At 58.4% G+C, this 21,212-nt stretch carries 34 protein-coding genes; 33 read left to right on the forward strand and 1 reads right to left on the reverse strand.

Features of this window, described 5'->3' with window-relative positions; all coding sequences use genetic code 11:
• The 31 genes from AC2CGW_RS18130 to bfr all read left to right on the forward strand — a co-directional run.
• A partial coding sequence (locus AC2CGW_RS18130; RefSeq protein ID WP_449118062.1) for an EF-Tu C-terminal domain-related protein occupies nucleotides 1-93 on the forward strand: 93 nt, incomplete at its 5' end.
• A gap of 141 nt (nucleotides 94-234) precedes the next feature.
• Nucleotides 235-546, forward strand: coding sequence for a 30S ribosomal protein S10 (rpsJ, locus tag AC2CGW_RS18135; protein WP_003186070.1), 312 nt, complete (start codon nucleotides 235-237; stop codon nucleotides 544-546).
• A gap of 81 nt (nucleotides 547-627) precedes the next feature.
• The gene (gene rplC / locus AC2CGW_RS18140; protein ID WP_054893562.1) at nucleotides 628-1,263 is read left to right on the forward strand and encodes a 50S ribosomal protein L3; all 636 of its coding nucleotides are present in this window, start codon (nucleotides 628-630) and stop codon (nucleotides 1,261-1,263) included.
• Nucleotides 1,264-1,275: 12 nt separating this feature from the next.
• Nucleotides 1,276-1,878: a 50S ribosomal protein L4 gene (rplD, locus tag AC2CGW_RS18145; protein WP_008089819.1), complete on the forward strand. Its 603-nt coding sequence runs from the start codon at nucleotides 1,276-1,278 to the stop codon at nucleotides 1,876-1,878.
• A complete protein-coding gene (gene rplW, locus AC2CGW_RS18150) occupies nucleotides 1,875-2,174 on the forward strand; it encodes a 50S ribosomal protein L23 (RefSeq protein WP_003255484.1) in 300 nt (99 codons plus the stop codon). The genes rplD and rplW overlap by 4 nt, the downstream gene beginning before the upstream one ends.
• A gap of 14 nt (nucleotides 2,175-2,188) precedes the next feature.
• Complete coding sequence (gene rplB / locus AC2CGW_RS18155) at nucleotides 2,189-3,013, forward strand: 50S ribosomal protein L2 (protein WP_186670248.1); 825 nt, start codon at nucleotides 2,189-2,191, stop codon at nucleotides 3,011-3,013.
• Nucleotides 3,014-3,029: 16 nt separating this feature from the next.
• Complete coding sequence (gene rpsS / locus AC2CGW_RS18160; RefSeq protein ID WP_003255482.1) at nucleotides 3,030-3,305, forward strand: 30S ribosomal protein S19; 276 nt, start codon at nucleotides 3,030-3,032, stop codon at nucleotides 3,303-3,305.
• A gap of 11 nt (nucleotides 3,306-3,316) precedes the next feature.
• Nucleotides 3,317-3,649 carry a 50S ribosomal protein L22 gene (gene rplV, locus AC2CGW_RS18165; protein ID WP_003103908.1) on the forward strand — a complete coding sequence of 111 codons (333 nt, stop codon included), beginning with the start codon at nucleotides 3,317-3,319 and terminating at the stop codon, nucleotides 3,647-3,649.
• Between the two features lie 13 nt (nucleotides 3,650-3,662).
• Entirely contained in the window at nucleotides 3,663-4,349 is a 687-nt protein-coding gene (gene rpsC, locus AC2CGW_RS18170; RefSeq protein ID WP_003255481.1) for a 30S ribosomal protein S3, read from the forward strand.
• Between the two features lie 12 nt (nucleotides 4,350-4,361).
• Nucleotides 4,362-4,775, forward strand: coding sequence for a 50S ribosomal protein L16 (gene rplP / locus AC2CGW_RS18175; protein ID WP_009397508.1), 414 nt, complete (start codon nucleotides 4,362-4,364; stop codon nucleotides 4,773-4,775).
• Nucleotides 4,775-4,966 carry a 50S ribosomal protein L29 gene (gene rpmC, locus AC2CGW_RS18180; protein WP_002555481.1) on the forward strand — a complete coding sequence of 64 codons (192 nt, stop codon included), beginning with the start codon at nucleotides 4,775-4,777 and terminating at the stop codon, nucleotides 4,964-4,966. The genes rplP and rpmC overlap by 1 nt, the downstream gene beginning before the upstream one ends.
• 2 nt (nucleotides 4,967-4,968) lie before the next feature.
• Entirely contained in the window at nucleotides 4,969-5,235 is a 267-nt protein-coding gene (rpsQ, locus tag AC2CGW_RS18185) for a 30S ribosomal protein S17 (protein ID WP_023534981.1), read from the forward strand.
• Nucleotides 5,236-5,258: 23 nt separating this feature from the next.
• On the forward strand, nucleotides 5,259-5,627 hold the full coding sequence (rplN, locus tag AC2CGW_RS18190) for a 50S ribosomal protein L14 (RefSeq protein WP_011063774.1): 369 nt from the start codon (nucleotides 5,259-5,261) through the stop codon (nucleotides 5,625-5,627).
• An 11-nt stretch (nucleotides 5,628-5,638) separates the two neighbouring features.
• On the forward strand, nucleotides 5,639-5,953 hold the full coding sequence (rplX, locus tag AC2CGW_RS18195; protein WP_003255476.1) for a 50S ribosomal protein L24: 315 nt from the start codon (nucleotides 5,639-5,641) through the stop codon (nucleotides 5,951-5,953).
• A 20-nt stretch (nucleotides 5,954-5,973) separates the two neighbouring features.
• Complete coding sequence (rplE, locus tag AC2CGW_RS18200) at nucleotides 5,974-6,513, forward strand: 50S ribosomal protein L5 (RefSeq protein ID WP_186670250.1); 540 nt, start codon at nucleotides 5,974-5,976, stop codon at nucleotides 6,511-6,513.
• Nucleotides 6,514-6,526: 13 nt separating this feature from the next.
• Complete coding sequence (gene rpsN, locus AC2CGW_RS18205; RefSeq protein WP_013970638.1) at nucleotides 6,527-6,832, forward strand: 30S ribosomal protein S14; 306 nt, start codon at nucleotides 6,527-6,529, stop codon at nucleotides 6,830-6,832.
• A 209-nt stretch (nucleotides 6,833-7,041) separates the two neighbouring features.
• A complete protein-coding gene (rpsH, locus tag AC2CGW_RS18210) occupies nucleotides 7,042-7,434 on the forward strand; it encodes a 30S ribosomal protein S8 (RefSeq protein WP_186670252.1) in 393 nt (130 codons plus the stop codon).
• A 12-nt stretch (nucleotides 7,435-7,446) separates the two neighbouring features.
• Nucleotides 7,447-7,980: a 50S ribosomal protein L6 gene (gene rplF, locus AC2CGW_RS18215; RefSeq protein ID WP_027594874.1), complete on the forward strand. Its 534-nt coding sequence runs from the start codon at nucleotides 7,447-7,449 to the stop codon at nucleotides 7,978-7,980.
• A gap of 10 nt (nucleotides 7,981-7,990) precedes the next feature.
• Nucleotides 7,991-8,341, forward strand: a complete 351-nt coding sequence (gene rplR, locus AC2CGW_RS18220) for a 50S ribosomal protein L18 (RefSeq protein WP_023629183.1) — start codon at nucleotides 7,991-7,993, stop codon at nucleotides 8,339-8,341.
• A gap of 3 nt (nucleotides 8,342-8,344) precedes the next feature.
• Complete coding sequence (rpsE, locus tag AC2CGW_RS18225; protein ID WP_003255465.1) at nucleotides 8,345-8,845, forward strand: 30S ribosomal protein S5; 501 nt, start codon at nucleotides 8,345-8,347, stop codon at nucleotides 8,843-8,845.
• Between the two features lie 2 nt (nucleotides 8,846-8,847).
• A complete protein-coding gene (rpmD, locus tag AC2CGW_RS18230) occupies nucleotides 8,848-9,024 on the forward strand; it encodes a 50S ribosomal protein L30 (protein ID WP_029614570.1) in 177 nt (58 codons plus the stop codon).
• Nucleotides 9,025-9,027: 3 nt separating this feature from the next.
• A complete protein-coding gene (rplO, locus tag AC2CGW_RS18235) occupies nucleotides 9,028-9,462 on the forward strand; it encodes a 50S ribosomal protein L15 (RefSeq protein ID WP_054893563.1) in 435 nt (144 codons plus the stop codon).
• On the forward strand, nucleotides 9,463-10,794 hold the full coding sequence (secY, locus tag AC2CGW_RS18240) for a preprotein translocase subunit SecY (RefSeq protein ID WP_003255459.1): 1,332 nt from the start codon (nucleotides 9,463-9,465) through the stop codon (nucleotides 10,792-10,794).
• 28 nt (nucleotides 10,795-10,822) lie between these two features.
• Entirely contained in the window at nucleotides 10,823-10,939 is a 117-nt protein-coding gene (rpmJ, locus tag AC2CGW_RS18245) for a 50S ribosomal protein L36 (protein WP_011531897.1), read from the forward strand.
• Between the two features lie 131 nt (nucleotides 10,940-11,070).
• Nucleotides 11,071-11,427 (forward strand): 30S ribosomal protein S13, encoded by a 357-nt coding sequence (gene rpsM, locus AC2CGW_RS18250; RefSeq protein ID WP_003255457.1) that lies wholly within the window; start codon nucleotides 11,071-11,073, stop codon nucleotides 11,425-11,427.
• An 18-nt stretch (nucleotides 11,428-11,445) separates the two neighbouring features.
• Nucleotides 11,446-11,835 carry a 30S ribosomal protein S11 gene (gene rpsK, locus AC2CGW_RS18255; RefSeq protein WP_003255454.1) on the forward strand — a complete coding sequence of 130 codons (390 nt, stop codon included), beginning with the start codon at nucleotides 11,446-11,448 and terminating at the stop codon, nucleotides 11,833-11,835.
• A gap of 15 nt (nucleotides 11,836-11,850) precedes the next feature.
• A complete protein-coding gene (rpsD, locus tag AC2CGW_RS18260; RefSeq protein WP_054893564.1) occupies nucleotides 11,851-12,471 on the forward strand; it encodes a 30S ribosomal protein S4 in 621 nt (206 codons plus the stop codon).
• A 22-nt stretch (nucleotides 12,472-12,493) separates the two neighbouring features.
• A complete protein-coding gene (locus AC2CGW_RS18265; RefSeq protein WP_003255452.1) occupies nucleotides 12,494-13,495 on the forward strand; it encodes a DNA-directed RNA polymerase subunit alpha in 1,002 nt (333 codons plus the stop codon).
• A gap of 42 nt (nucleotides 13,496-13,537) precedes the next feature.
• Nucleotides 13,538-13,924: a 50S ribosomal protein L17 gene (gene rplQ, locus AC2CGW_RS18270; protein ID WP_003255451.1), complete on the forward strand. Its 387-nt coding sequence runs from the start codon at nucleotides 13,538-13,540 to the stop codon at nucleotides 13,922-13,924.
• A gap of 172 nt (nucleotides 13,925-14,096) precedes the next feature.
• Nucleotides 14,097-15,536: a catalase gene (locus tag AC2CGW_RS18275; RefSeq protein ID WP_484574401.1), complete on the forward strand. Its 1,440-nt coding sequence runs from the start codon at nucleotides 14,097-14,099 to the stop codon at nucleotides 15,534-15,536.
• Nucleotides 15,537-15,701: 165 nt separating this feature from the next.
• A complete protein-coding gene (bfr, locus tag AC2CGW_RS18280) occupies nucleotides 15,702-16,166 on the forward strand; it encodes a bacterioferritin (protein WP_063542481.1) in 465 nt (154 codons plus the stop codon).
• Between the two features lie 66 nt (nucleotides 16,167-16,232).
• On the opposite strand, the gene uvrA is transcribed toward bfr, so the two are convergent.
• The gene (uvrA, locus tag AC2CGW_RS18285) at nucleotides 16,233-19,067 is read right to left on the reverse strand and encodes an excinuclease ABC subunit UvrA (RefSeq protein ID WP_186670256.1); all 2,835 of its coding nucleotides are present in this window, start codon (nucleotides 19,065-19,067) and stop codon (nucleotides 16,233-16,235) included.
• Nucleotides 19,068-19,196: 129 nt separating this feature from the next.
• Between uvrA and AC2CGW_RS18290 the strand changes: the two genes are divergently transcribed.
• The gene (locus AC2CGW_RS18290) at nucleotides 19,197-20,591 is read left to right on the forward strand and encodes an MFS transporter (RefSeq protein WP_186709491.1); all 1,395 of its coding nucleotides are present in this window, start codon (nucleotides 19,197-19,199) and stop codon (nucleotides 20,589-20,591) included.
• A 9-nt stretch (nucleotides 20,592-20,600) separates the two neighbouring features.
• Nucleotides 20,601-21,143: a single-stranded DNA-binding protein gene (locus tag AC2CGW_RS18295; RefSeq protein WP_186670260.1), complete on the forward strand. Its 543-nt coding sequence runs from the start codon at nucleotides 20,601-20,603 to the stop codon at nucleotides 21,141-21,143.
• The last annotated feature ends 69 nt before the right edge of the window (nucleotides 21,144-21,212 follow it).

Below are 21,212 nucleotides of genomic sequence, written 5' to 3' on the forward strand. Positions count from 1 at the left end.
AAGACCATCGCAATGGAAGACGGTCTGCGCTTCGCCATCCGTGAAGGCGGTCGTACCGTCGGCGCCGGCGTCGTAGCCAAAATCATCGAGTAATCACTCGACCGATTGAAAAAACCCCCGCTTAGCGGGGGTTTTTTTTATTGGGTTGACACTAAATAGGGGCGTCTATAGAATCACGCCTCCTTTTAGCGGGCGTAGTGCGTCCGTTGGGAACAGCCTGGAGTCTGAAATCCAATGCAAAATCAGCAAATCCGTATCAGGTTGAAGGCTTTCGACCATCGCCTGATCGACCAATCCACCCAGGAAATCGTGGAAACCGCGAAACGTACTGGTGCACAAGTGCGTGGTCCAATTCCACTGCCTACCCGCAAAGAGCGTTTCACCGTTCTGGTCTCCCCGCACGTCAACAAAGACGCGCGTGACCAGTACGAGATTCGCACTCATAAGCGCGTTCTGGACATCGTCCAGCCAACGGATAAAACCGTTGATGCGCTGATGAAGCTTGATCTCGCGGCAGGTGTGGAAGTGCAGATCAGCCTCGGCTAAGACTTCGGTCTGAGTCGTGTAACGCTCTGAAATGGGCGGCCATAGCGGGTGAAAGCCCCGTACACTCATGAGGTTTACAACATGACTATTGGTGTAGTCGGTCGCAAGTGCGGTATGACCCGCATTTTCACCGAAGAAGGTGTCTCCATTCCGGTCACGGTCATTGAGATCGAGCCGAATCGCGTCACCCAGTTCAAAACTGAAGAAACCGATGGCTACCGTGCAGTGCAAGTCACTGTCGGCGAGCGTCGTGCTTCGCGTGTGACTGCCGCTCAGGCAGGTCACTTCGCCAAGGCTAACGTTGCCGCTGGTCGCGGTGTTTGGGAGTTCCGTCTTGAAGAAGGCGATTTCCAGGCTGGCGATCTGATCAAAGCTGAACTCTTCACTGCAGGCCAGCTGGTAGACGTAACCGGTCAGTCCAAAGGTAAAGGCTTCGCCGGTACCATCAAGCGTTGGAACTTCCGTGGTCAGGATAACACCCACGGTAACTCCGTATCGCACCGTGTCCCTGGCTCCATCGGCCAGTGCCAGACTCCTGGTCGTGTATTCAAGGGCAAGAAGATGTCCGGTCACATGGGCGCTGAGCGCGTGACTGTACAGTCCCTGGAAGTAGTACGCGTAGACGCTGAACGCAACCTGCTGCTGATCAAGGGTGCCGTTCCAGGCGCTACTGGCGGCGACGTGGTTGTGCGTCCGGCTGTCAAGGCTCGCGGTTAAGGGGAAACTGACATGCAACTCAATGTAAATGACGCTCAGGCGATCGAAGTTTCCGAACTGACTTTCGGTGGCGAATTCAACGAGACGCTGGTACACCAAGCAGTCGTGGCCTACATGGCCGGCGGCCGTCAGGGCACCAAGCAGCAGAAGACCCGCTCTGACGTAGCCGGTGGCGGTAAGCGCCCATGGCGTCAGAAGGGTACTGGCCGTGCTCGTGCCGGTACCACTCGTGGTCCGATCTGGCGTGGCGGTGGTGTAACCTTCGCAGCTCGCCCTCAGGATCACTCGCAGAAGCTCAACAAGAAGATGTATCGCGCAGCCCTGCGCTCCATCCTCGCCGAGCTGGTGCGTAGCGATCGTCTGGTTGTGGTTCAGGACTTCGCTGTTGAAGCGCCGAAAACCAAAGACCTGCTGAACAAGCTGAACGGCATGGGCCTGAACGACGTACTGATCGTTTCGGACGCAGTTGATCAGAATCTGTACCTGGCTGCTCGTAACCTGCCGCACGTCGACGTACGTGACGTTCAAGGTTCCGACCCGGTCAGCCTGATCGCCTACGAGAAAGTGTTGATCACTGTCTCGGCCGTGAAGAAATTCGAGGAGCTGCTGGGATGAACCAGGAACGCGTATTCAAAGTCCTCCTTGGCCCGCACGTTTCCGAGAAGGCTACCGTTCTGGCTGAGAAGAAAGGCCAGTTCGTATTCAAGGTTGCTACCGATGCAACCAAGCTGGAAATCAAGAAAGCTGTCGAAGGCCTGTTCAACGTAAAAGTTGAAAACGTGTCGACTGTCAACGTTCTGGGTAAAACCAAGCGTACCGCACGTGGTCTGGGCAAGCGTAATGACTGGAAGAAGGCGATCGTCTCCCTTCAGCCAGGCCAAGATCTCGATTTCAGCAGCAGTGCTGAGTAAGGAAGGGGTGCATCATGGCAATCGTTAAATGCAAACCGACTTCCCCTGGCCGCCGTTTCGTGGTCAAGGTGGTCAACAAGGAGCTGCACAAAGGCGCTCCTCACGCACCGCTGCTCGAGAAGAAATCGAAGTCTGGTGGTCGTAACAACAATGGCCGCATTACCACTCGTCACGTTGGTGGTGGTCACAAGCAGCATTACCGTCTGGTCGACTTCCGTCGCAACGACAAAGATGGCATTCCAGCCACTGTCGAGCGCGTCGAATACGACCCGAACCGTACTGCTCACATCGCCCTGCTGTGCTACGCAGACGGTGAGCGTCGCTACATCATCGCCCCTAAAGGCGTGAGTGCTGGCGACCAGCTGATCGCAGGTGCCCTGGCCCCAATCAAGGCCGGTAACTCCCTGCAACTGCGCAACATCCCAGTAGGTAGCACCGTTCACGGCATCGAACTGAAGCCGGGTAAAGGTGCGCAAATTGCTCGTTCCGCTGGTGCTTCGGCTCAGCTGATCGCGCGTGAAGGTGCATACGTGACTCTGCGTCTGCGCTCTGGTGAGATGCGTAAAGTACTGGCTGAGTGCCGTGCGACCCTGGGCGAAGTCTCGAACTCCGAGCACAGCCTGCGTTCGCTGGGTAAAGCAGGTGCTAAACGCTGGCGCGGCGTTCGCCCGACCGTTCGTGGTGTTGCCATGAACCCGGTTGACCACCCACATGGTGGTGGTGAAGGTCGTACCTCCGGTGGTCGTCATCCGGTATCGCCATGGGGCTTCCCAACCAAGGGTGCGAAGACCCGTGGTAATAAGCGTACCGACAACATGATCGTCCGTCGTCGCAAGTAACTAGAGGGATACGACAGTGCCACGTTCTCTGAAAAAAGGTCCTTTTATCGATCTTCACCTGCTGAAGAAGGTCGAAGTGGCGGTGGAGAAGAATGATCGCAAGCCAGTGAAAACCTGGTCGCGCCGTTCGATGATCCTGCCACAAATGGTCGGTCTGACCATCGCGGTACACAACGGTCGCCAACACGTCCCAGTTCTCGTGAACGAAGACATGGTCGGCCACAAACTGGGCGAGTTCGCCGGTACCCGCACCTATCGCGGGCACGTGGCTGACAAGAAAGCCAAGCGTTAAGGGGTAAGGAAATGGAAGTAGCCGCTAAGTTGTCGGGCGCTCGAATCTCCGCCCAGAAAGCCCGCTTGGTCGCCGACCAGATCCGCGGGAAGAAGGTGGGCGAAGCGCTCAACCTGTTGGCCTTCAGCAGCAAAAAAGCCGCTGAAATCATGAAGAAAGTCCTCGAGTCGGCCGTTGCCAACGCCGAACACAACGAAGGCGCAGACGTGGATGACCTGAAGGTCAGCACCGTTTTCGTCAACGAAGGGCGTTCGCTGAAGCGCATCATGCCGCGTGCCAAAGGCCGCGCTGATCGCATCGTCAAGCGGTCTTGCCATATCACTGTCAAGGTTGCGGACAAGTAACGGAGTCGATCAGATGGGTCAGAAAGTACATCCCACTGGCATTCGCCTGGGAATCGTCAAGGAGCACACCTCCGTCTGGTACGCAGACGGTGCTACTTACGCAGATTACCTGTTGAAGGATCTGAAAACGCGTGAGTACCTCCAAGACAAACTAAAAAGCGCGTCCGTAAGCCGTATCGATATTCATCGTCCGGCTCAAACTGCACGCATCACCATCCACACCGCTCGTCCCGGTATCGTTATCGGCAAGAAGGGTGAGGATGTCGAGAAGCTGCGTCAGGACCTGACCAAGCAGATGGGTGTGCCTGTGCACATCAACATCGAAGAGATCCGCAAGCCGGAACTCGACGCCATGCTGGTTGCGCAAAGCGTTGCCCAGCAGCTGGAGCGCCGCGTTATGTTCCGTCGCGCCATGAAGCGCGCCGTACAGAACGCCATGCGTATTGGTGCCAAGGGCATCAAGATCCAGGTGAGCGGTCGTCTTGGCGGTGCCGAGATCGCCCGTACCGAGTGGTATCGCGAAGGTCGTGTGCCTCTGCACACCCTGCGTGCCGATATCGACTACAACACCTACGAAGCTCACACCACCTACGGTGTGATCGGTGTCAAGGTTTGGATCTTCAAAGGCGAAGTGATTGGTGGTCGCCAGGAAGAGCTGAAGCCGCAAGCACCAGCGCCTCGTAAAAAAGCTGCTAAGTAAGGGGTACGCCAAATGTTGCAACCAAAGCGTACAAAATTCCGCAAGCAGATGACCGGCCACAACCGTGGTCTGGCACTGCGCGGTAGCAAGGTCAGCTTCGGCGAGTTCGCTCTGAAAGCTGTCGCTCGCGGTCGCCTCACCGCTCGCCAGATCGAGTCGGCACGTCGTGCCCTGACCCGTCACGTAAAACGTGGCGGCAAGATCTGGATCCGTGTATTCCCGGACAAGCCGGTTACCAAGAAGCCTCTCGAGGTTCGTATGGGTAAAGGTAAGGGTTCCGTGGAGTACTGGGTTGCCCAGATCCAGCCAGGCAAAGTCCTGTACGAGATCGAGGGTGTTTCTGAAGAGCTGGCGCGCGAAGCTTTCGCCCTGGCTGCTGCAAAGCTGCCTCTCGCCACCTCCTTTGTTAAGCGGACGGTGATGTGATGAAAGCGAATGAACTTCGTGAAAAATCGGCACAGCAACTGAATGAGCAACTGCTCGGCTTGCTGCGCGACCAGTTCAATCTGCGTATGCAGAAAGCAACTGGCCAGTTGGGGCAGTCGCACCTGCTCTCGCAAGTTAAGCGTGACATCGCTCGCGTGAAAACTGTGCTCAACCAGCAGGCAGGTAAGTGATCATGGCTGAAGCTGAAAAAACCGTCCGTACGCTGACTGGCCGTGTCGTCAGCGACAAAATGGACAAGACCATCACCGTTCTGATCGAGCGTCGCGTAAAGCACCCGATCTACGGTAAATACGTTAAGCGTTCGACTAAGCTGCACGCGCACGACGAAACCAATCAGTGCAAGATCGGCGACAAGGTTTCGATCACCGAAACTCGTCCGCTGGCCAAGACCAAGTCCTGGGCACTGGTTGAAGTCCTCGAACGCGCTGTTGAAGTCTAAGGGCTAGGGGTCGGAGAAATTTTATGATTCAGACTCAATCCATGCTCGATGTGGCCGATAACAGCGGCGCTCGTCGCGTCATGTGCATCAAGGTGCTCGGCGGTTCGCACCGCCGTTACGCTGGCATCGGTGACATCATCAAAGTTACCGTCAAGGAAGCGATTCCTCGCGGTAAGGTCAAGAAAGGCCAGGTGATGACCGCTGTTGTCGTCCGTACCCGTCACGGTGTACGTCGCGCTGACGGTTCCATCATTCGTTTCGACGGCAACGCTGCTGTTCTGCTGAACAACAAGCAAGAGCCGATCGGTACCCGCATCTTCGGGCCAGTGACCCGTGAACTTCGTAACGAGAAGTTCATGAAGATCGTCTCGCTCGCCCCTGAAGTGCTGTAAGGAGATCCGACATGCAAAAGATTCGTCGTGACGACGAGATCATCGTGATCGCCGGCAAAGACAAGGGTAAGCGCGGTAAGGTGCTGAAGGTTCTCGCTGATGACCGTCTGGTCATCGGTGGTGTCAACCTGGTCAAGCGTCATACCAAGCCGAACCCGATGGCAGGCGTTCAGGGCGGTATCGTCGAGAAAGAAGCGCCTCTGCACGCTTCCAACGTTGCCATCTTCAATGGCGAAACCAACAAGGCTGACCGCGTTGGTTTCAAAGTAGAAGACGGTAAGAAAATTCGTGTCTTCAAGTCGACCCAAAAAGCGGTTGATGCTTGAACACTGCTAGGTAGAAGACCATGGCACGACTGAAAGAGATGTACCGGAACGAAATCGCTCCCAAGCTTAAGGAAGAACTTAAGCTGTCGAACGTGATGGAAGTTCCGCGCGTTACCAAGATCACCCTGAACATGGGTCTGGGCGAAGCGATCGGCGACAAGAAAGTCATCGAGCACGCAGTTGCCGACCTGGAAAAGATCACCGGTCAAAAGCCGGTCGTGACTTTCGCTCGTAAATCCATCGCGGGCTTCAAAGTCCGTGAAGGCTGGCCGATCGGCGTCAAGGTGACCCTGCGTAGCGACAAGATGTACGAATTCCTGGACCGCCTGCTGGCGATCTCCCTGCCTCGGGTTCGCGACTTCCGCGGCCTGAATGCCAAGTCCTTCGATGGCCGTGGCAACTACAGCATGGGCGTGAAAGAGCAGATCATCTTCCCGGAAATCGACTACGACAAGATCGATGCTCTGCGCGGTTTGGACATCACCCTGACCACCACTGCTCGTTCGGACGACGAAGGCCGCGCTCTGCTGCGTGCATTCAAGTTCCCGTTCCGCAACTGATTGGAGTAGGAAAATGGCCAAGAAGAGCATGAAAAACCGCGAGCTGAAGCGTCAGCTCACGGTAGCCAAGTACGCCAAAAAGCGTGCCGAGCTGAAAGCGACCATCGTCAACCTGAACGCCTCTCCAGAAGAGCGTTTCGCTGCCGTTGTCGCTCTGCAGAAGCAGCCTCGTGATGCCAGCGCCTCGCGCCTGCGCAACCGTTGCCGCCTGACCGGTCGTCCTCACGGTGTTTACCGTAAGTTCGGCCTGGGCCGTAACATGCTGCGTCAAGCTGCAATGCGCGGTGACGTACCAGGTCTGGTCAAGGCCTCCTGGTAATAGCTGCAGGTGTGATCCCGGCGTAGGGGGAGCAATCTTCCGACCGCCGGTGACATCGCCAACAAACAAGCCCCCTCGTGGGGCTTGTTTCGTTTCTGTCTTGTGTCTAGAATGACCGGCTCACCTGAGCCTGGGTTTTTTGCCCGGGGCGGTCAGGTGGTTGTGATAGCCGCAAGGCTAATAATTCTTGTATCAGGAGCATCTAGCCCATGAGTATGCAGGACCCGTTAGCGGACATGCTAACTCGCATCCGTAATGCCCAGATGGCTGAAAAGTCCGTCGTAAGCATGCCTTCCTCCACTCTGAAGGTCGCGGTTGCCAAAGTTCTGAAGGACGAAGGTTACATCGCTGGCTACCAGGTCAGTGGCGAAGTCAAGCCTTCCCTGTCGATCGAACTGAAGTACTTCGAAGGCCGTCCGGTCATCGAGGAACTGAAGCGCTCCAGCCGTCCAGGCCTGCGCCAGTACAAGTCCGTCTCTGACCTGCCGAAAGTACGTGGCGGTCTGGGCGTGTCTATCGTCTCCACCAACAAAGGTGTGATGACTGATCGCGCTGCGCGCGCTGCCGGTGTCGGTGGCGAAGTTCTGTGCACAGTGTTCTAAGGGGAGATAGGCATGTCTCGCGTCGCTAAGAACCCCGTTAAGCTGCCATCCGGTGTCGAAGTCAAATTCGCCGGCCAGCAGCTTTCGGTGAAGGGTGCCAAGGGCACTCTCGAACTGAACGTTCACTCGTCTGTTGAAGTTACCGAAGAGTCTGGCGAGCTGCGCTTCGTCGCTCGCAACGGTGACCAGCAAGCTCGCGCCATGGCCGGTACCACCCGTGCTCTGGTGAACAACATGGTCCAGGGCGTAAGCCAAGGCTTCGAGCGCAAGCTCCAGCTGGTCGGTGTTGGTTACAAGGCACAGGCCAAGGGCACCATCCTGAACCTGGCTCTGGGCTTCTCGCATCCAGTGGACTACGAACTGCCAGCCGGTATCACCGCTGAAACCCCAAGCCAGACCGACATCCTGATCAAGGGTATCGACAAGCAGCTGGTGGGTCAGGTGGCCGCTGAAATCCGCGATTTCCGTCCGCCAGAGCCTTACAAAGGCAAGGGTGTGCGTTACGCGGACGAAGTAGTCCGTCGTAAAGAAGCCAAGAAGAAGTAGGGCCTAGCAAATGACCGACAAAAAAGTTATTCGACTGCGTCGCGCTCGCAAAGCACGCCTGAAAATGCACGAGCTCGAAGCCGTGCGTCTGTGCGTGTTCCGCTCCTCGCAGCACATCTATGCCCAGGTCATTTCGGCCGACGGCAGCAAGGTTCTGGCAAGCGCCTCGACCTTGGACAAAGAACTGCGTGATGGCGCCACCGGCAACATCGACGCGGCCACTAAGGTTGGCAAGCTGGTAGCTGAGCGTGCGAAAGCCGCCGGTGTATCTCAAGTTGCCTTTGACCGTTCCGGCTTCAAGTACCATGGTCGCGTCAAGGCGCTGGCCGATGCTGCTCGTGAAGGCGGACTGGAGTTCTAAGTTATGGCAAATAACGATCAAAAGCGCGACGAAGGCTACATCGAGAAGCTGGTTCAAGTTAACCGCGTTGCTAAAACCGTTAAAGGCGGCCGTATCTTCACCTTCACCGCGCTGACCGTGGTAGGTGATGGCAAAGGTCGCGTCGGCTTCGGCCGTGGCAAATCGCGCGAAGTACCTGCCGCGATCCAGAAAGCCATGGAAGCTGCCCGTCGCAACATGATCCAGGTTGACCTGAAGGGCACCACCCTGCAGTACGCCACCAAGGCTGCCCACGGCGCCTCGAAGGTTTACATGCAGCCTGCTTCGGAAGGTACCGGTATCATCGCCGGCGGCGCAATGCGTGCTGTCCTGGAAGTTGCTGGTGTCCAGAACGTTCTGGCCAAGTGCTACGGTTCGACCAACCCAGTGAACGTGGTTTACGCCACCTTCAAGGGTCTGAAAGCCATGCAATCTCCTGAGTCCATTGCTGCCAAGCGCGGCAAGAGTGTTGAGGAGATCTTCTGATCATGGCAACCGTAAAAGTAACGCTGATCAAGAGCACCGCCGGCCGTCTGCCTAACCACATCCTGTGCGTTAAAGGCCTGGGTCTGCGTCGCATCGGTCACACTGTAGAAGTCCAGGATACTCCCGAGAATCGCGGGATGATCAACAAGGCTTACTACATGCTGCGCGTCGAGGGTTAATCGATGAAACTCAATGATCTGAGTCCAGCGCCGGGTTCCCGTCGCGAGAAGCATCGTCCGGGTCGTGGTATCGGTAGCGGTTTGGGCAAGACTGGTGGCCGCGGTCACAAAGGTCAGACCTCCCGTTCCGGTGGCACCATCGCTCCGGGCTTCGAAGGCGGTCAACAGCCGCTGCACCGTCGTCTGCCGAAGTTCGGCTTCGTTTCCCTGAAAGCCATGGACCGCGCTGAAGTGCGTCTGTCCGAGCTGGCCAAGGTGGAAGGCGACGTGATCTCCGTACAGTCCCTGAAAGACGCCAACGTGATTGGCCAGCATGTACAGCGTGTGAAAATCATGCTGTCCGGCGAAGTCACTCGCGCAGTCACTATCAAGGGCATCGCCGTCACCAAAGGTGCGCGTGCGGCTATCGAAGCAGCTGGCGGCAAGTTCGAGGAATAAATGGCTAAGCAAGGTGCTCTCTCTTCGCTCGGTAAGGGCGGGATGTCGGAACTCTGGGCTCGTCTGCGCTTTCTGTTCATGGCGATCATCGTCTATCGGATCGGCGCACATATCCCGGTGCCTGGCATCAATCCAGACCGTCTGGCGGATCTGTTTCGACAGAATGAGGGGACCATTCTTAGCTTGTTCAACATGTTTTCCGGTGGTGCGCTGGAGCGCATGAGCATCTTTGCACTGGGGATCATGCCGTACATCTCGGCATCGATCATCATGCAGCTCATGACCGCAGTCAGCCCTCAACTGGAGCAGTTGAAGAAGGAAGGTGAAGCTGGCCGTCGCAAGATCAGCCAGTACACCCGCTACGGCACCGTTATCCTGGCGCTGGTTCAAGCCATTGGCATGTCCATTGGCCTGGCCAACCAGGGCGTGGCGTTTTCTGCAGGCCTGGGCTTCCATGTCGTTGCCGTCTCCACTTTCGTGGCTGGCGCAATGTTCATGATGTGGCTCGGCGAGCAGATCACCGAGCGCGGTGTGGGCAACGGTATCTCGATGTTGATCTTCGCAGGTATCGTTGCCGGTCTTCCGAGAGCAATCGGGCAGTCTTTCGAGTCTGCGCGCACAGGCGATATCAACATCTTCGCCCTGGTCGCTATCGGTTTGCTTGCAGTAGCGATTATCGGTTTCGTGGTGTTCATTGAGCGTGGTCAGCGTCGTATCGCCGTTCACTACGCCAAGCGTCAGCAGGGCCGCAAGGTCTTCGCTGCGCAGACCAGCCACTTGCCGCTGAAAGTGAACATGGCGGGCGTCATTCCTGCCATTTTCGCGAGCAGCATCTTGCTGTTCCCGGCTTCGCTGGGTGCCTGGTTCGGTCAGTCCGAAGGTATGGGCTGGCTGCAGGACATCTCGCAGTCGATCGCTCCTGGTCAGCCGTTGAACATTCTGCTGTTTAGTGCAGGGATCATCTTCTTCTGCTTCTTCTACACAGCGTTGATGTTCAACCCGAAAGACGTAGCGGAAAACCTGAAGAAGTCCGGTGCCTTTATTCCGGGTATCCGTCCTGGTGAGCAGTCGGCGCGCTACATTGATGGCGTTCTGACTCGTCTGACCATGTTCGGTGCTCTTTACATGATGGCCGTCTGCCTTCTGCCCCAGTTCCTGGTGGTGGCAGCAAACGTGCCGTTCTACCTTGGCGGGACCTCGTTGCTGATTGTGGTAGTGGTTGTGATGGACTTCATGTCCCAAGTACAATCGCACCTCGTTTCGCACCAGTACGAATCCCTGATGAAGAAAGCCAACCTGAAAGGCTACGGTGGCAGCGGCCTGCTGCGCTGATAGACCCCTAAGGTTCGAGGAGTCGGTAATGAAAGTTCGTGCATCGGTGAAAAAGCTGTGCCGCAACTGCAAGATCATTCGTCGCGAAGGTATCGTGCGCGTGATCTGCAGCGCGGAACCGCGTCACAAGCAGCGCCAAGGCTGAGTGTGATCTGCGCTTCAAACCCAGCAGCTAGTGTGCTGCTGGGTTGATTATTCGTTTCTACAGCGATATTATCTCGCGCCCTATTTCTTGGCTTCCGGGGCGTAGGTAGCTGTCAATTGGAGTCCCACTGAATGGCCCGTATTGCAGGCGTCAACATTCCAGATAACAAGCATACTGTTATCTCGCTGACCTACATCTATGGTGTCGGTCGCACAACTGCACAGAAAATCTGTGCAGACGCTGGTGTAAATCCAGCCGCTAAGATCAAGGATCTGAGCGACGAGCAAATCGAAACCCTGCGTGGCGAAGTTGCGAAGTTCACCACCGAAGGTGACCTGCGTCGTGACATCAACATGAAGATCAAGCGCTTGATGGACCTGGGTTGCTACCGCGGCCTGCGTCATCGTAAAGGTCTGCCGGTTCGCGGTCAGCGCACCAAGACCAACGCACGCACCCGTAAGGGCCCGCGTAAGCCGATCCGCAAGTAATCGCCCAGGAATATAGACATGGCAAAACCTGCTGCTCGTCCTCGTAAAAAAGTCAAAAAGACAGTGGTTGATGGCATCGCCCACATCCATGCGTCTTTCAACAACACCATCGTGACCATCACCGACCGTCAGGGCAATGCTTTGTCCTGGGCGACCTCCGGTGGTTCGGGTTTCCGTGGTTCGCGCAAATCCACCCCGTTCGCAGCCCAGATCGCTGCTGAGCGTGCTGGTCAAGCTGCGCTGGAATACGGTCTGAAGAACCTCGACGTCAACGTCAAGGGTCCAGGCCCAGGTCGTGAGTCCGCCGTTCGTGCACTGAACAGCTGCGGCTACAAGATCGCCAGCATCACCGACGTGACGCCAATCCCGCATAACGGGTGCCGTCCGCCGAAGAAGCGTCGCGTGTAATCAGGAGACAGATAAATGGCACGTTACATTGGTCCAAAATGCAAACTGTCTCGCCGTGAAGGCACTGACCTGTTCCTGAAGAGCGGCGTTCGCGCTCTGGAATCGAAGTGCAACATCGAAGCAGCCCCAGGTATCCACGGCCAGCGCCGTGGCCGTCAGTCCGACTACGGTACCCAGCTGCGCGAGAAACAAAAAGTCCGCCGTATCTACGGTGTCCTGGAGCGCCAGTTCCGCGGTTACTACCAAGTCGCAGCCTCGAAAAAAGGCGCTACTGGTGAGAACCTGCTGCAACTGCTGGAATGCCGCCTGGACAACGTCGTTTACCGTATGGGCTTCGGTTCGACTCGTTCCGAATCCCGTCAGCTGGTTTCGCACAAAGCGATCAGCGTCAACGGCAAGACCGTAAACATTCCATCCTACCAAGTTCGTCCGGGTGACGTGGTCGCGGTTCGTGAGAAGTCGCTGAACCAGCTGCGCATTGTTCAAGCCCTTGAACTGTGCGCCCAGCGTGGCCGCGTTGAGTGGGTAGACGTTGATTCCGCTAAAAAGTCGGGCGTTTTCAAGAACGTTCCTGCTCGCAGTGATCTGTCCGCCGACATCAACGAAAACCTGATTGTCGAGCTCTACTCCAAGTAAGGGCTAGAAAATAGGTGCATCCATGCAGATTTCGGTAAATGAGTTCCTGACTCCCCGTCACATCGACGTGCAGGTAGTCAGTCCAACCCGCGCCAAGATCACGCTCGAGCCTCTCGAGCGTGGTTTCGGCCATACCCTGGGCAACGCGCTGCGTCGCATCCTGTTGTCCTCCATGCCTGGCTGTGCAGTAGTCGAGGCCGAGATCGATGGCGTACTCCATGAGTACTCCGCGATCGAAGGTGTACAGGAAGACGTCATTGAAATCCTGTTGAACCTCAAAGGCCTGGCGATCAAGCTGCACGGTCGTGACGAAGTTACGCTGACCTTGTCGAAAAAGGGTTCGGGGGTGGTTACCGCTGCCGATATTCAGCTGGATCACGATGTCGAGATCGTCAATCCCGATCACGTAATCGCGAACCTGGCGTCCAACGGCGCCCTGAACATGAAGCTCACCGTAGCTCGTGGTCGCGGTTACGAGCCGGCCGATTCCCGTCAGACTGACGAAGATGAAAGCCGCAGCATTGGCCGTCTTCAGCTGGACGCTTCGTTCAGCCCGGTGCGTCGTATCGCCTACGTGGTCGAGAACGCCCGTGTTGAACAGCGTACCAACCTGGACAAGCTGGTCATCGATCTGGAAACCAACGGCACCCTGGACCCTGAAGAGGCCATTCGTCGTGCCGCGACCATCCTGCAACAGCAGCTGGCCGCGTTCGTCGACCTCAAAGGTGACAGCGAGCCGGTCGTGGTCGAGCAGGAAGACGAGATCGATCCGATCCTGCTGCGCCCGGTTGACGACCTGGAACTGACTGTACGTTCGGCCAACTGCCTCAAGGCGGAGAACATCTACTACATCGGCGACCTGATTCAGCGTACCGAAGTAGAGCTGTTGAAGACTCCTAACCTGGGCAAGAAGTCCCTGACTGAAATCAAGGACGTCCTGGCCTCCCGTGGTCTGTCTCTCGGCATGCGCCTCGACAACTGGCCGCCTGCAAGTCTTAAGAAAGACGACAAGGCGACTGCCTGATCGTCGTAATCACCGAACGTAGTGTTTGGTAAGGAATGAATCATGCGTCATCGTAAAAGTGGACGTCACCTGAGCCGTACCAGCTCTCACCGCAAGGCTATGTTCCAGAACATGGCAGTGTCGTTGATCGAGCACGAGCTGATCAAAACCACCCTGCCGAAAGCCAAGGAACTGCGCCGCGTTGCCGAGCCGCTGATCACCCTGGCCAAGGAAGATAGCGTCGCCAACCGTCGTCTGGCTTTCGACCGTACCCGTTCGAAATCCGCTGTTGGCAAGCTGTTCAACGACCTGGGCAAGCGTTACGCCACCCGTCAGGGCGGCTACCTGCGCATCCTGAAGTGCGGTTTCCGCGCTGGCGACAACGCGCCTATGGCGTACGTCGAGCTGGTTGATCGTCCGGTCGGTGGTGCTGTAGAAGCTGCCGAGTAAGACGTTCCGTCTGCTACAAGAAACCGGGCCTAGTGCCCGGTTTTTTGTGTTTACATGAATTGTAAAAAACTATCGATATAAGCATATCTATAAATTAGATCTTGTCATGTTGCCCATCCATACTTGCTCTCAAGCCGATTAGCCGGCGTTTCGAGACCGATAAGGAGAGCCCATGAGCAAGATTCTTACTACCGCCAGCGGTGCACCTGTAGCCGATAACCAGAATTCCCGTTCGGCAGGCCCGCGCGGCCCGTTGCTGCTCGACGACTTCCATCTGATCGAGAAGCTGGCCCACTTCAACCGCGAGAACATCCCTGAGCGCCGCGTGCACGCCAAGGGCTCGGGCGCTTACGGCACCTTCACCGTTACTCGAGACATCACCCAATACACCAGCGCCCGCCTGTTCGAGAGCATTGGCAAGCAGACCGAAACCTTCCTGCGCTTCTCCACGGTCGGCGGCGAGCGTGGTTCGGCCGACACCGAGCGTGACCCGCGCGGTTTTGCCGTCAAGTTTTACACCGAGGAAGGTAACTGGGACATCGTCGGCAACAATACCCCCGTGTTCTTCATTCGCGATCCGCTGAAATTCCCGGACTTTATCCATACCCAGAAGCGTCACCCGCAGACCAACCTGAAGAACGCCCAGATGATGTGGGACTTCTGGTCGCATTCGCCCGAGGCGCTGCACCAGGTCACCATCCTGTTCTCTGACCGTGGTATTCCGGACGGCTACCGCCACATGCACGGTTTCGGCAGCCATACCTACAGTCTGCTGAGTGCGGATGGCCAGCGTACCTGGGTCAAGTGGCACTTCAAGACCCAGCAAGGCATCAAGAACCTGGCCCCGGCCGATGCGGCACGTATCGCCGGTACCGATCCGGATTACGCACAACGTGACCTGTTCGAAGCGATCGATCGTGGCGACTACCCACGCTGGACCGTCTGCATCCAGGTGATGAGTGAAGAAGAGGCAGCCACCCGCGCCGAAAACCCCTTCGACGTCACCAAGACCTGGTCGCAGAAGGACTACCCGCTGATCGAGGTGGGTGTGCTGGAACTCAATCGCAACCCACTCAACTACTTCGCCGAAGTCGAGCAGGCCGCGTTCGGGCCGAGCAATATGGTGCCAGGTGTTGGCCTGTCTCCAGACCGCATGCTGCAGGGGCGCGTATTTGCCTACGCCGATGCTCACCGCTACCGCATTGGCACCAACCACCAGCATTTGCCGGTGAACGCGCCACGTAGCCCGGTGCACAGCTACCAACGCGATGGTGCGATGAGCATGGGCAGCTACGGCAGCGCTCCGAACTACGAGCCGAACAGCTACGCCGATGCGCCCAAGCAGTCGCCCCGTCACGCCGAGCCTGCGCTGGCCCTCAAGGGGGCGGCGGATCGTTACGACCACCGCGAAGACAATGACTACTACAGCCACGCTGGTGCGCTGTTCCGCCTGATGAACGCCGAGCAGCAAGCGCTGTTGATCGACAACATTGCCGGCACCCTGAAAGGCGTCAGCGACGATGTGGTGCAGCGTCAGTTGCAGCACTTCTTCAAGGCAGATCCCGCTTACGGCGAGGGGATTGCCAAGGCCTTGGGCATCAAGCTCGCCTAAGTCGAAGTGATAAGGAGAACCGCCCTCATTTGGGCGGTTTTTCAATGAAAATCACTACGGTTTGCCCGCTTTTTTCACACAAATTGCGCATTTTTCAGTGACCTTGAAGAAATCATGGTTCACACTATCTCCCTATCAAGCTTTCACTCAGGGAGAATCAGGGCGATGCAAGGTCACCCGGACGTAATCGATTACCTCAACACGTTGCTGACGGGCGAACTGGCGGCACGTGACCAATACTTCATCCACTCGCGCATGTACGAAGACTGGGGCCTGGCCAAGCTCTACGAACGTATCAACCACGAGATGGAAGAAGAGGCGCAGCACGCCGATGCCCTGATTCGTCGCATTCTCATGCTCGAAGGCACCCCGCGCATGCGCCCGGATGACCTCGACGTGGGCACCACCGTGCCGGACATGATCGCTGCCGACCTGCGCCTTGAGTACAAGGTCCGCGCCGCATTGTGCAAAGGCATCGAGTTGTGCGAGCTGCACAAGGACTACATCAGCCGCGATATCCTGCGCGCGCAACTGGCCGACACCGAGGAAGATCACACCTACTGGCTGGAGAAGCAGCAGGGCCTGATCAAATCCATCGGGCTGCAGAACTACCTGCAATCGCAGATGTAACGTCCCTGCAGAGGGCACGCATATAGAGAAAAGCCCCTGGCATTTGCATGTCAGGGGCTTTTTTCGTCAGGCCCGATCGCGTTCCAGCAAGGGCTTGAGGTAATGCCCGGTATACGACTGCTTCATCTTGGCCAGTTCCTCGGGCGTGCCGCTGGCAATGATCTGGCCTCCCTTCGAGCCACCTTCCGGCCCCAGGTCCACCAGCCAGTCGGCGGTCTTGATCACGTCCAGGTTGTGCTCGATCACCACCACCGTGTTGCCGTGGTCGCGCAGGCGATGCAGCACGTCCAGCAGTTGCTGGATGTCGGCGAAGTGCAGGCCGGTGGTTGGCTCATCCAGGATGTAGAGGGTCTTGCCGGTATCGCGCTTGGACAGCTCGCGCGACAGCTTCACCCGCTGCGCCTCGCCGCCCGAAAGCGTCGTCGCCGATTGCCCCAACTTGATGTACGAAAGGCCCACGTCCATCAGCGTCTGCAGCTTGCGCGCCAACGCCGGTACCGCGTCGAAGAACTCGCGGGCGTCCTCGATGGTCATTTCCAGGACCTCGTGGATGTTCTTGCCCTTGTACTTGATCTCCAGGGTTTCGCGGTTGTAGCGCTTGCTCTTGCACACATCACACGGCACGTAGATATCCGGCAGGAAGTGCATTTCCACCTTGATCAGGCCATCGCCCTGGCACGCTTCGCAGCGCCCGCCCTTGACGTTGAACGAGAAGCGCCCCGGGCCATAACCTCGCGAGCGCGACTCGGGCACGCCAGCGAACAGTTCGCGGATCGGAGTGAAGATCCCGGTATAGGTGGCCGGGTTCGAGCGCGGTGTGCGGCCGATCGGGCTCTGGTCGATGTCGACTACCTTGTCCAGGTGTTGCAGGCCGTCCATGCTGGTGTGCGCTGCTGCTTCCAGGCTGCTGGCACCATTGAGCGCGGTGGCGGCCAAGGGGAACAGGGTGTTGTTGATCAGTGTCGATTTGCCCGAGCCGGACACACCGGTGACGCAGGTCAGCAGGCCGATCGGCACTTCAAGGTCGACGTTCTGCAGGTTGTTGCCGCGCGCGCCCTTGAGCTTGAGCGACAGCTTCTTGTTGCGAGGCGTGCGTTTGGCCGGCACGGCGATCTTCTTGCGGCCTGACAGGTACATGCCGGTCACCGAGTCGGGGTGCGCCATGACTTCCTGCGGCGAGCCTTCGGCGACGATCTGTCCACCATGCACCCCGGCGCCCGGGCCGATGTCGACGACATAGTCGGCCAGGCGAATGGCATCCTCGTCGTGCTCTACCACGATCACCGTGTTGCCCAGGTCGCGCAGGTGGTTGAGGGTGGCCAGCAAGCGGTCGTTGTCACGTTGGTGCAGGCCGATCGACGGCTCGTCGAGGATGTACATCACCCCCACCAGGCCGGCGCCAATCTGGCTGGCCAGACGGATCCGCTGGGCCTCGCCGCCCGAAAGGGTTTCGGCGCTGCGGTCGAGGGTGAGGTAGTCCAGGCCGACGTTGACCAGGAACTGCAGGCGCTCGCAGATTTCCTTGAGAATCTTCGCTGCAATCTCTCCGCGCCGACCGCTCAGCGTCAGGGTGGCAAAGTACTCGCTGGCATCGCCGATCGGCAGGTTGGTCACGGCCGGCAGGGTTTTTTCGCCCACCCATACATGGCGTGCTTCGCGGCGCAGACGGGTGCCGCGGCAGTCCGGGCACGGTTGGGTGCCAAGGAACTTGGCCAGCTCCTCGCGCACAGTCGCCGACTCCGTCTCGCGGTAGCGCCGCTCCAGGTTCGGCACGATGCCTTCGAAGGGGTGCGAGCGCTTGACGATGTCGCCGCGGTCGTTGAGGTACTTGAAGTCGACGCTTTGCTTGCCGCTGCCCTGCAGGATCACCTTCTGGTGATCGGCCGAGAGCTGGCCGAACGGCTCGTCGAGGCTGAAGCCGTAATGCGCCGCCAGCGAGCCGAGCATCTGGAAGTAGTAGACGTTGCGTCGGTCCCAGCCACGGATCGCGCCTTCGGCCAGGGTCAGCTCGTTGTTGACCAGGCGCTTGGTGTCGAAGTACTGCTTCACGCCCAGGCCGTCGCAGGTCGGGCAGGCGCCAGCCGGGTTGTTGAAGGAGAACAGCTTGGGTTCGAGCTCGCTGATCGCATGGCCGCAGACTGGGCAGGCGAAGCGCGCGGAGAAGATCATGTCCTCGGCGCTTTCGTCATCCATCTGCGCCACCAGGGCGATACCGTCGGCCAGCTTGAGGGCGGTCTCGAAGGACTCGGCCAGGCGCTGCTGCAGGTCGTTGCGCACCTTGAAGCGGTCGACCACCACATCGATGCTGTGTTTCTTCTGCTTGTCGAGCTTGGGCAACTCGTCGAGTTCGTACAACTTGCCGTTGACCCGCGCACGAACGAAGCCCTGGGCGCGCAGCTCATCGAACACCGCCAGGTGCTCTCCCTTGCGCTCGCGCACCACGGGTGCCAGCAGCATCAGCTTGCTGCCTTCGGGTTGCTCGAGCACCAGGTCGACCATCTGGCTGATCGTTTGCGCTTCCAGCGGAATGTCGTGGTCCGGGCAGCGTGGCGTACCGACGCGGGCATAGAGCAGGCGCAGGTAATCGTAGATTTCGGTGATGGTGCCAACGGTCGAACGCGGGTTGTGCGAGGTCGACTTCTGCTCGATGGAGATCGCCGGTGACAGGCCTTCGATGGTGTCGACATCGGGCTTTTCCATCATCGACAAAAATTGCCGGGCATAGGCCGACAGCGACTCCACATAGCGGCGTTGGCCTTCGGCGTAGAGTGTGTCGAAGGCCAGGGACGACTTGCCGGAACCGGACAGACCGGTGATCACGATCAGTTTGTCCCGGGGCAGGGTCAGGTCGATGTTCTTCAGGTTGTGGGTACGTGCCCCACGGATCAGGATCTTGTCCACTACGGCCTCGCTTGGCGGGCATAAACAAGGAAGTATACGGCGCGCTGCCACTACGCGGCAAAGCGTCGCGTAGATGCCGTCTAGCCGTCGGACTGATAGAATCGCCGCCGGTTCACACGAGGTTTATCCATGCACGACACCCACAACGAGCGCATGAGTGGCAGCGAAACCCGCGCCGCAGGCGGCCTTGCCCTGGTCTTTGCCTTTCGTATGCTGGGCATGTTCATGGTCCTGCCCGTGCTGGCCACCTATGGCATGGACCTCGCCGGTGCCACGCCCGCGCTGATCGGCCTGGCCATTGGCGCCTACGGTCTGACGCAAGCCGTGCTGCAGATTCCGTTCGGGGTGATTTCCGACCGCATCGGTCGCCGTCCGGTGATCTACCTGGGCTTGGTGATCTTCGCCCTTGGCAGCTTGCTGGCGGCCCAGGCCGATTCGATCTGGGGCGTGATCGCCGGACGCATCCTGCAGGGCGCGGGGGCGATTTCCGCAGCGGTCATGGCCTTGCTCTCCGACCTCACCCGTGAGCAGCATCGCACCAAGGCCATGGCCATGATCGGCATGAGCATCGGCCTGTCGTTCGCGGTGGCGATGGTGATAGGGCCGCTGCTGACAAGCGCCTTCGGGTTGTCGGGATTGTTCCTCGCCACTGCAGGACTTGCCGTGGTCGGCATCGCCCTGATCGCCTTCGTCGTGCCCAGTGCGCACAGTGCGCTGCAGCACCGCGAGTCTGGTGTCGCACGCCAGGCGCTCGGCCCGACCCTGCGTAATCCGGACCTTCTGCGCCTGGACCTGAGCATTTTCATCCTCCATGCGATCCTCATGGCGAGCTTCGTGGCATTGCCGCTGGCGTTCGTCGAGCGTGGCGGCCTGCCCAAGGAAGAGCACTGGTGGGTATACCTGACCGCGTTGCTCATCTCATTTTTTGCAATGGTGCCGTTCATCATCTACGGCGAAAAGAAGCGCAAGATGAAACGCGTGTTGGTTGGTGCGGTCATTGTGCTGCTGCTGATCGAGGTGTTCTTCTGGCAATGGGCTGACAACTTGCGCGGACTGGTGACCGGCACCGTGATATTCTTTACCGCCTTCAACCTGCTGGAGGCATCCTTGCCTTCGCTGGTCAGCAAGGTGTCGCCCGCCGGCGGCAAGGGAACGGCCATGGGGGTCTACTCCACGAGCCAGTTCCTGGGTGCCGCGCTGGGAGGAATCATCGGTGGCTGGTTGTACCAGCACGGTGGCCTGGGCATGGTGTTCCTGGGATGTGCTGTACTGTGTGGTATCTGGCTGGTATCTGCCCTGGGCATGAACGAACCGCCGTACGTCACCAGCCTGCGCATGCCGCTGACACCGGAGGCGGTTCGGGAAGCCGGATTGACCGAGCGCCTGATGGCTGTGCCGGGTGTGACCGACGCCGTGGTGGTGGCAGAAGAAGCCGCCATCTATATCAAACTGGATACGAAAATTTTGGACCGTGCGACCCTCGAGCGTCTGGTGAACCCAGCCCCGACGGCGTGCGAAGCCTAGGAGAACGTTATGGCCCGTGGGGTTAACAAAGTCATTCTGGTTGGTACTTGCGGCCAGGATCCCGAAGTCCGCTACCTGCCCAACGGTAACGCCGTGACCAACCTGAGCCTGGCCACCAGCGAGCAGTGGACCGACAAGCAGTCGGGGCAAAAGGTCGAGCGCACCGAATGGCACCGTGTCTCGCTGTTCGGCAAGGTTGCCGAGATCGCTGGCGAGTACCTGCGCAAGGGTTCGCAGTGCTACATCGAGGGCAAGCTGCAGACCCGCGAGTGGGAAAAGGACGGCATCAAGCGCTACACGACCGAGATCATCGTCGACATGCAGGGCACCATGCAGCTGCTCGGCGGTCGTCCGCAGGGGCAGGGCGGTGATCAGTACAACCAGGGTGGCGGCAACTACAACCAGGGTGGTGGCCAGCAGCAACAGTACAACCAGGCACCACGCCAGCAGGCGCCGCGTCCGCAGCAGGCGCAACAGCGTCCAGCGCCGCAGCAGCCAGCTCCGCAGCCTGCCGCTGATTTCGACAGCTTCGATGACGATATTCCGTTCTAGGATATAGCTGAGACCTAAACTGTAAAGTTTTTCTCCCAAAGCCCCAGGTGCTAAGCCCCTGGGGCTTTT

Source organism: Pseudomonas sp. SYWMCR5 (genome assembly GCF_057197165.1).

What these genes read in the sequence shown, in the direction of transcription:
- rpsJ (WP_003186070.1), top strand. Translation starts at nt 235, where the DNA reads ATGCAAAATCAGCAAATCCGTATCAGGTTGAAGGCTTTCGACCATCGC.
- rplC (WP_054893562.1), top strand. Translation starts at nt 628, where the DNA reads ATGACTATTGGTGTAGTCGGTCGCAAGTGCGGTATGACCCGCATTTTC.
- rplD (WP_008089819.1), top strand. Translation starts at nt 1,276, where the DNA reads ATGCAACTCAATGTAAATGACGCTCAGGCGATCGAAGTTTCCGAACTG.
- rplW (WP_003255484.1), top strand. Translation starts at nt 1,875, where the DNA reads ATGAACCAGGAACGCGTATTCAAAGTCCTCCTTGGCCCGCACGTTTCC.
- rplB (WP_186670248.1), top strand. Translation starts at nt 2,189, where the DNA reads ATGGCAATCGTTAAATGCAAACCGACTTCCCCTGGCCGCCGTTTCGTG.
- rplV (WP_003103908.1), top strand. Translation starts at nt 3,317, where the DNA reads ATGGAAGTAGCCGCTAAGTTGTCGGGCGCTCGAATCTCCGCCCAGAAA.
- rpsC (WP_003255481.1), top strand. Translation starts at nt 3,663, where the DNA reads ATGGGTCAGAAAGTACATCCCACTGGCATTCGCCTGGGAATCGTCAAG.
- rplP (WP_009397508.1), top strand. Translation starts at nt 4,362, where the DNA reads ATGTTGCAACCAAAGCGTACAAAATTCCGCAAGCAGATGACCGGCCAC.
- rpmC (WP_002555481.1), top strand. Translation starts at nt 4,775, where the DNA reads ATGAAAGCGAATGAACTTCGTGAAAAATCGGCACAGCAACTGAATGAG.
- rpsQ (WP_023534981.1), top strand. Translation starts at nt 4,969, where the DNA reads ATGGCTGAAGCTGAAAAAACCGTCCGTACGCTGACTGGCCGTGTCGTC.
- rplN (WP_011063774.1), top strand. Translation starts at nt 5,259, where the DNA reads ATGATTCAGACTCAATCCATGCTCGATGTGGCCGATAACAGCGGCGCT.
- rplX (WP_003255476.1), top strand. Translation starts at nt 5,639, where the DNA reads ATGCAAAAGATTCGTCGTGACGACGAGATCATCGTGATCGCCGGCAAA.
- rplE (WP_186670250.1), top strand. Translation starts at nt 5,974, where the DNA reads ATGGCACGACTGAAAGAGATGTACCGGAACGAAATCGCTCCCAAGCTT.
- rpsN (WP_013970638.1), top strand. Translation starts at nt 6,527, where the DNA reads ATGGCCAAGAAGAGCATGAAAAACCGCGAGCTGAAGCGTCAGCTCACG.
- rpsH (WP_186670252.1), top strand. Translation starts at nt 7,042, where the DNA reads ATGAGTATGCAGGACCCGTTAGCGGACATGCTAACTCGCATCCGTAAT.
- rplF (WP_027594874.1), top strand. Translation starts at nt 7,447, where the DNA reads ATGTCTCGCGTCGCTAAGAACCCCGTTAAGCTGCCATCCGGTGTCGAA.
- rplR (WP_023629183.1), top strand. Translation starts at nt 7,991, where the DNA reads ATGACCGACAAAAAAGTTATTCGACTGCGTCGCGCTCGCAAAGCACGC.
- rpsE (WP_003255465.1), top strand. Translation starts at nt 8,345, where the DNA reads ATGGCAAATAACGATCAAAAGCGCGACGAAGGCTACATCGAGAAGCTG.
- rpmD (WP_029614570.1), top strand. Translation starts at nt 8,848, where the DNA reads ATGGCAACCGTAAAAGTAACGCTGATCAAGAGCACCGCCGGCCGTCTG.
- rplO (WP_054893563.1), top strand. Translation starts at nt 9,028, where the DNA reads ATGAAACTCAATGATCTGAGTCCAGCGCCGGGTTCCCGTCGCGAGAAG.
- secY (WP_003255459.1), top strand. Translation starts at nt 9,463, where the DNA reads ATGGCTAAGCAAGGTGCTCTCTCTTCGCTCGGTAAGGGCGGGATGTCG.
- rpmJ (WP_011531897.1), top strand. Translation starts at nt 10,823, where the DNA reads ATGAAAGTTCGTGCATCGGTGAAAAAGCTGTGCCGCAACTGCAAGATC.
- rpsM (WP_003255457.1), top strand. Translation starts at nt 11,071, where the DNA reads ATGGCCCGTATTGCAGGCGTCAACATTCCAGATAACAAGCATACTGTT.
- rpsK (WP_003255454.1), top strand. Translation starts at nt 11,446, where the DNA reads ATGGCAAAACCTGCTGCTCGTCCTCGTAAAAAAGTCAAAAAGACAGTG.
- rpsD (WP_054893564.1), top strand. Translation starts at nt 11,851, where the DNA reads ATGGCACGTTACATTGGTCCAAAATGCAAACTGTCTCGCCGTGAAGGC.
- AC2CGW_RS18265 (WP_003255452.1), top strand. Translation starts at nt 12,494, where the DNA reads ATGCAGATTTCGGTAAATGAGTTCCTGACTCCCCGTCACATCGACGTG.
- rplQ (WP_003255451.1), top strand. Translation starts at nt 13,538, where the DNA reads ATGCGTCATCGTAAAAGTGGACGTCACCTGAGCCGTACCAGCTCTCAC.
- AC2CGW_RS18275 (WP_484574401.1), top strand. Translation starts at nt 14,097, where the DNA reads ATGAGCAAGATTCTTACTACCGCCAGCGGTGCACCTGTAGCCGATAAC.
- bfr (WP_063542481.1), top strand. Translation starts at nt 15,702, where the DNA reads ATGCAAGGTCACCCGGACGTAATCGATTACCTCAACACGTTGCTGACG.
- AC2CGW_RS18290 (WP_186709491.1), top strand. Translation starts at nt 19,197, where the DNA reads ATGCACGACACCCACAACGAGCGCATGAGTGGCAGCGAAACCCGCGCC.
- AC2CGW_RS18295 (WP_186670260.1), top strand. Translation starts at nt 20,601, where the DNA reads ATGGCCCGTGGGGTTAACAAAGTCATTCTGGTTGGTACTTGCGGCCAG.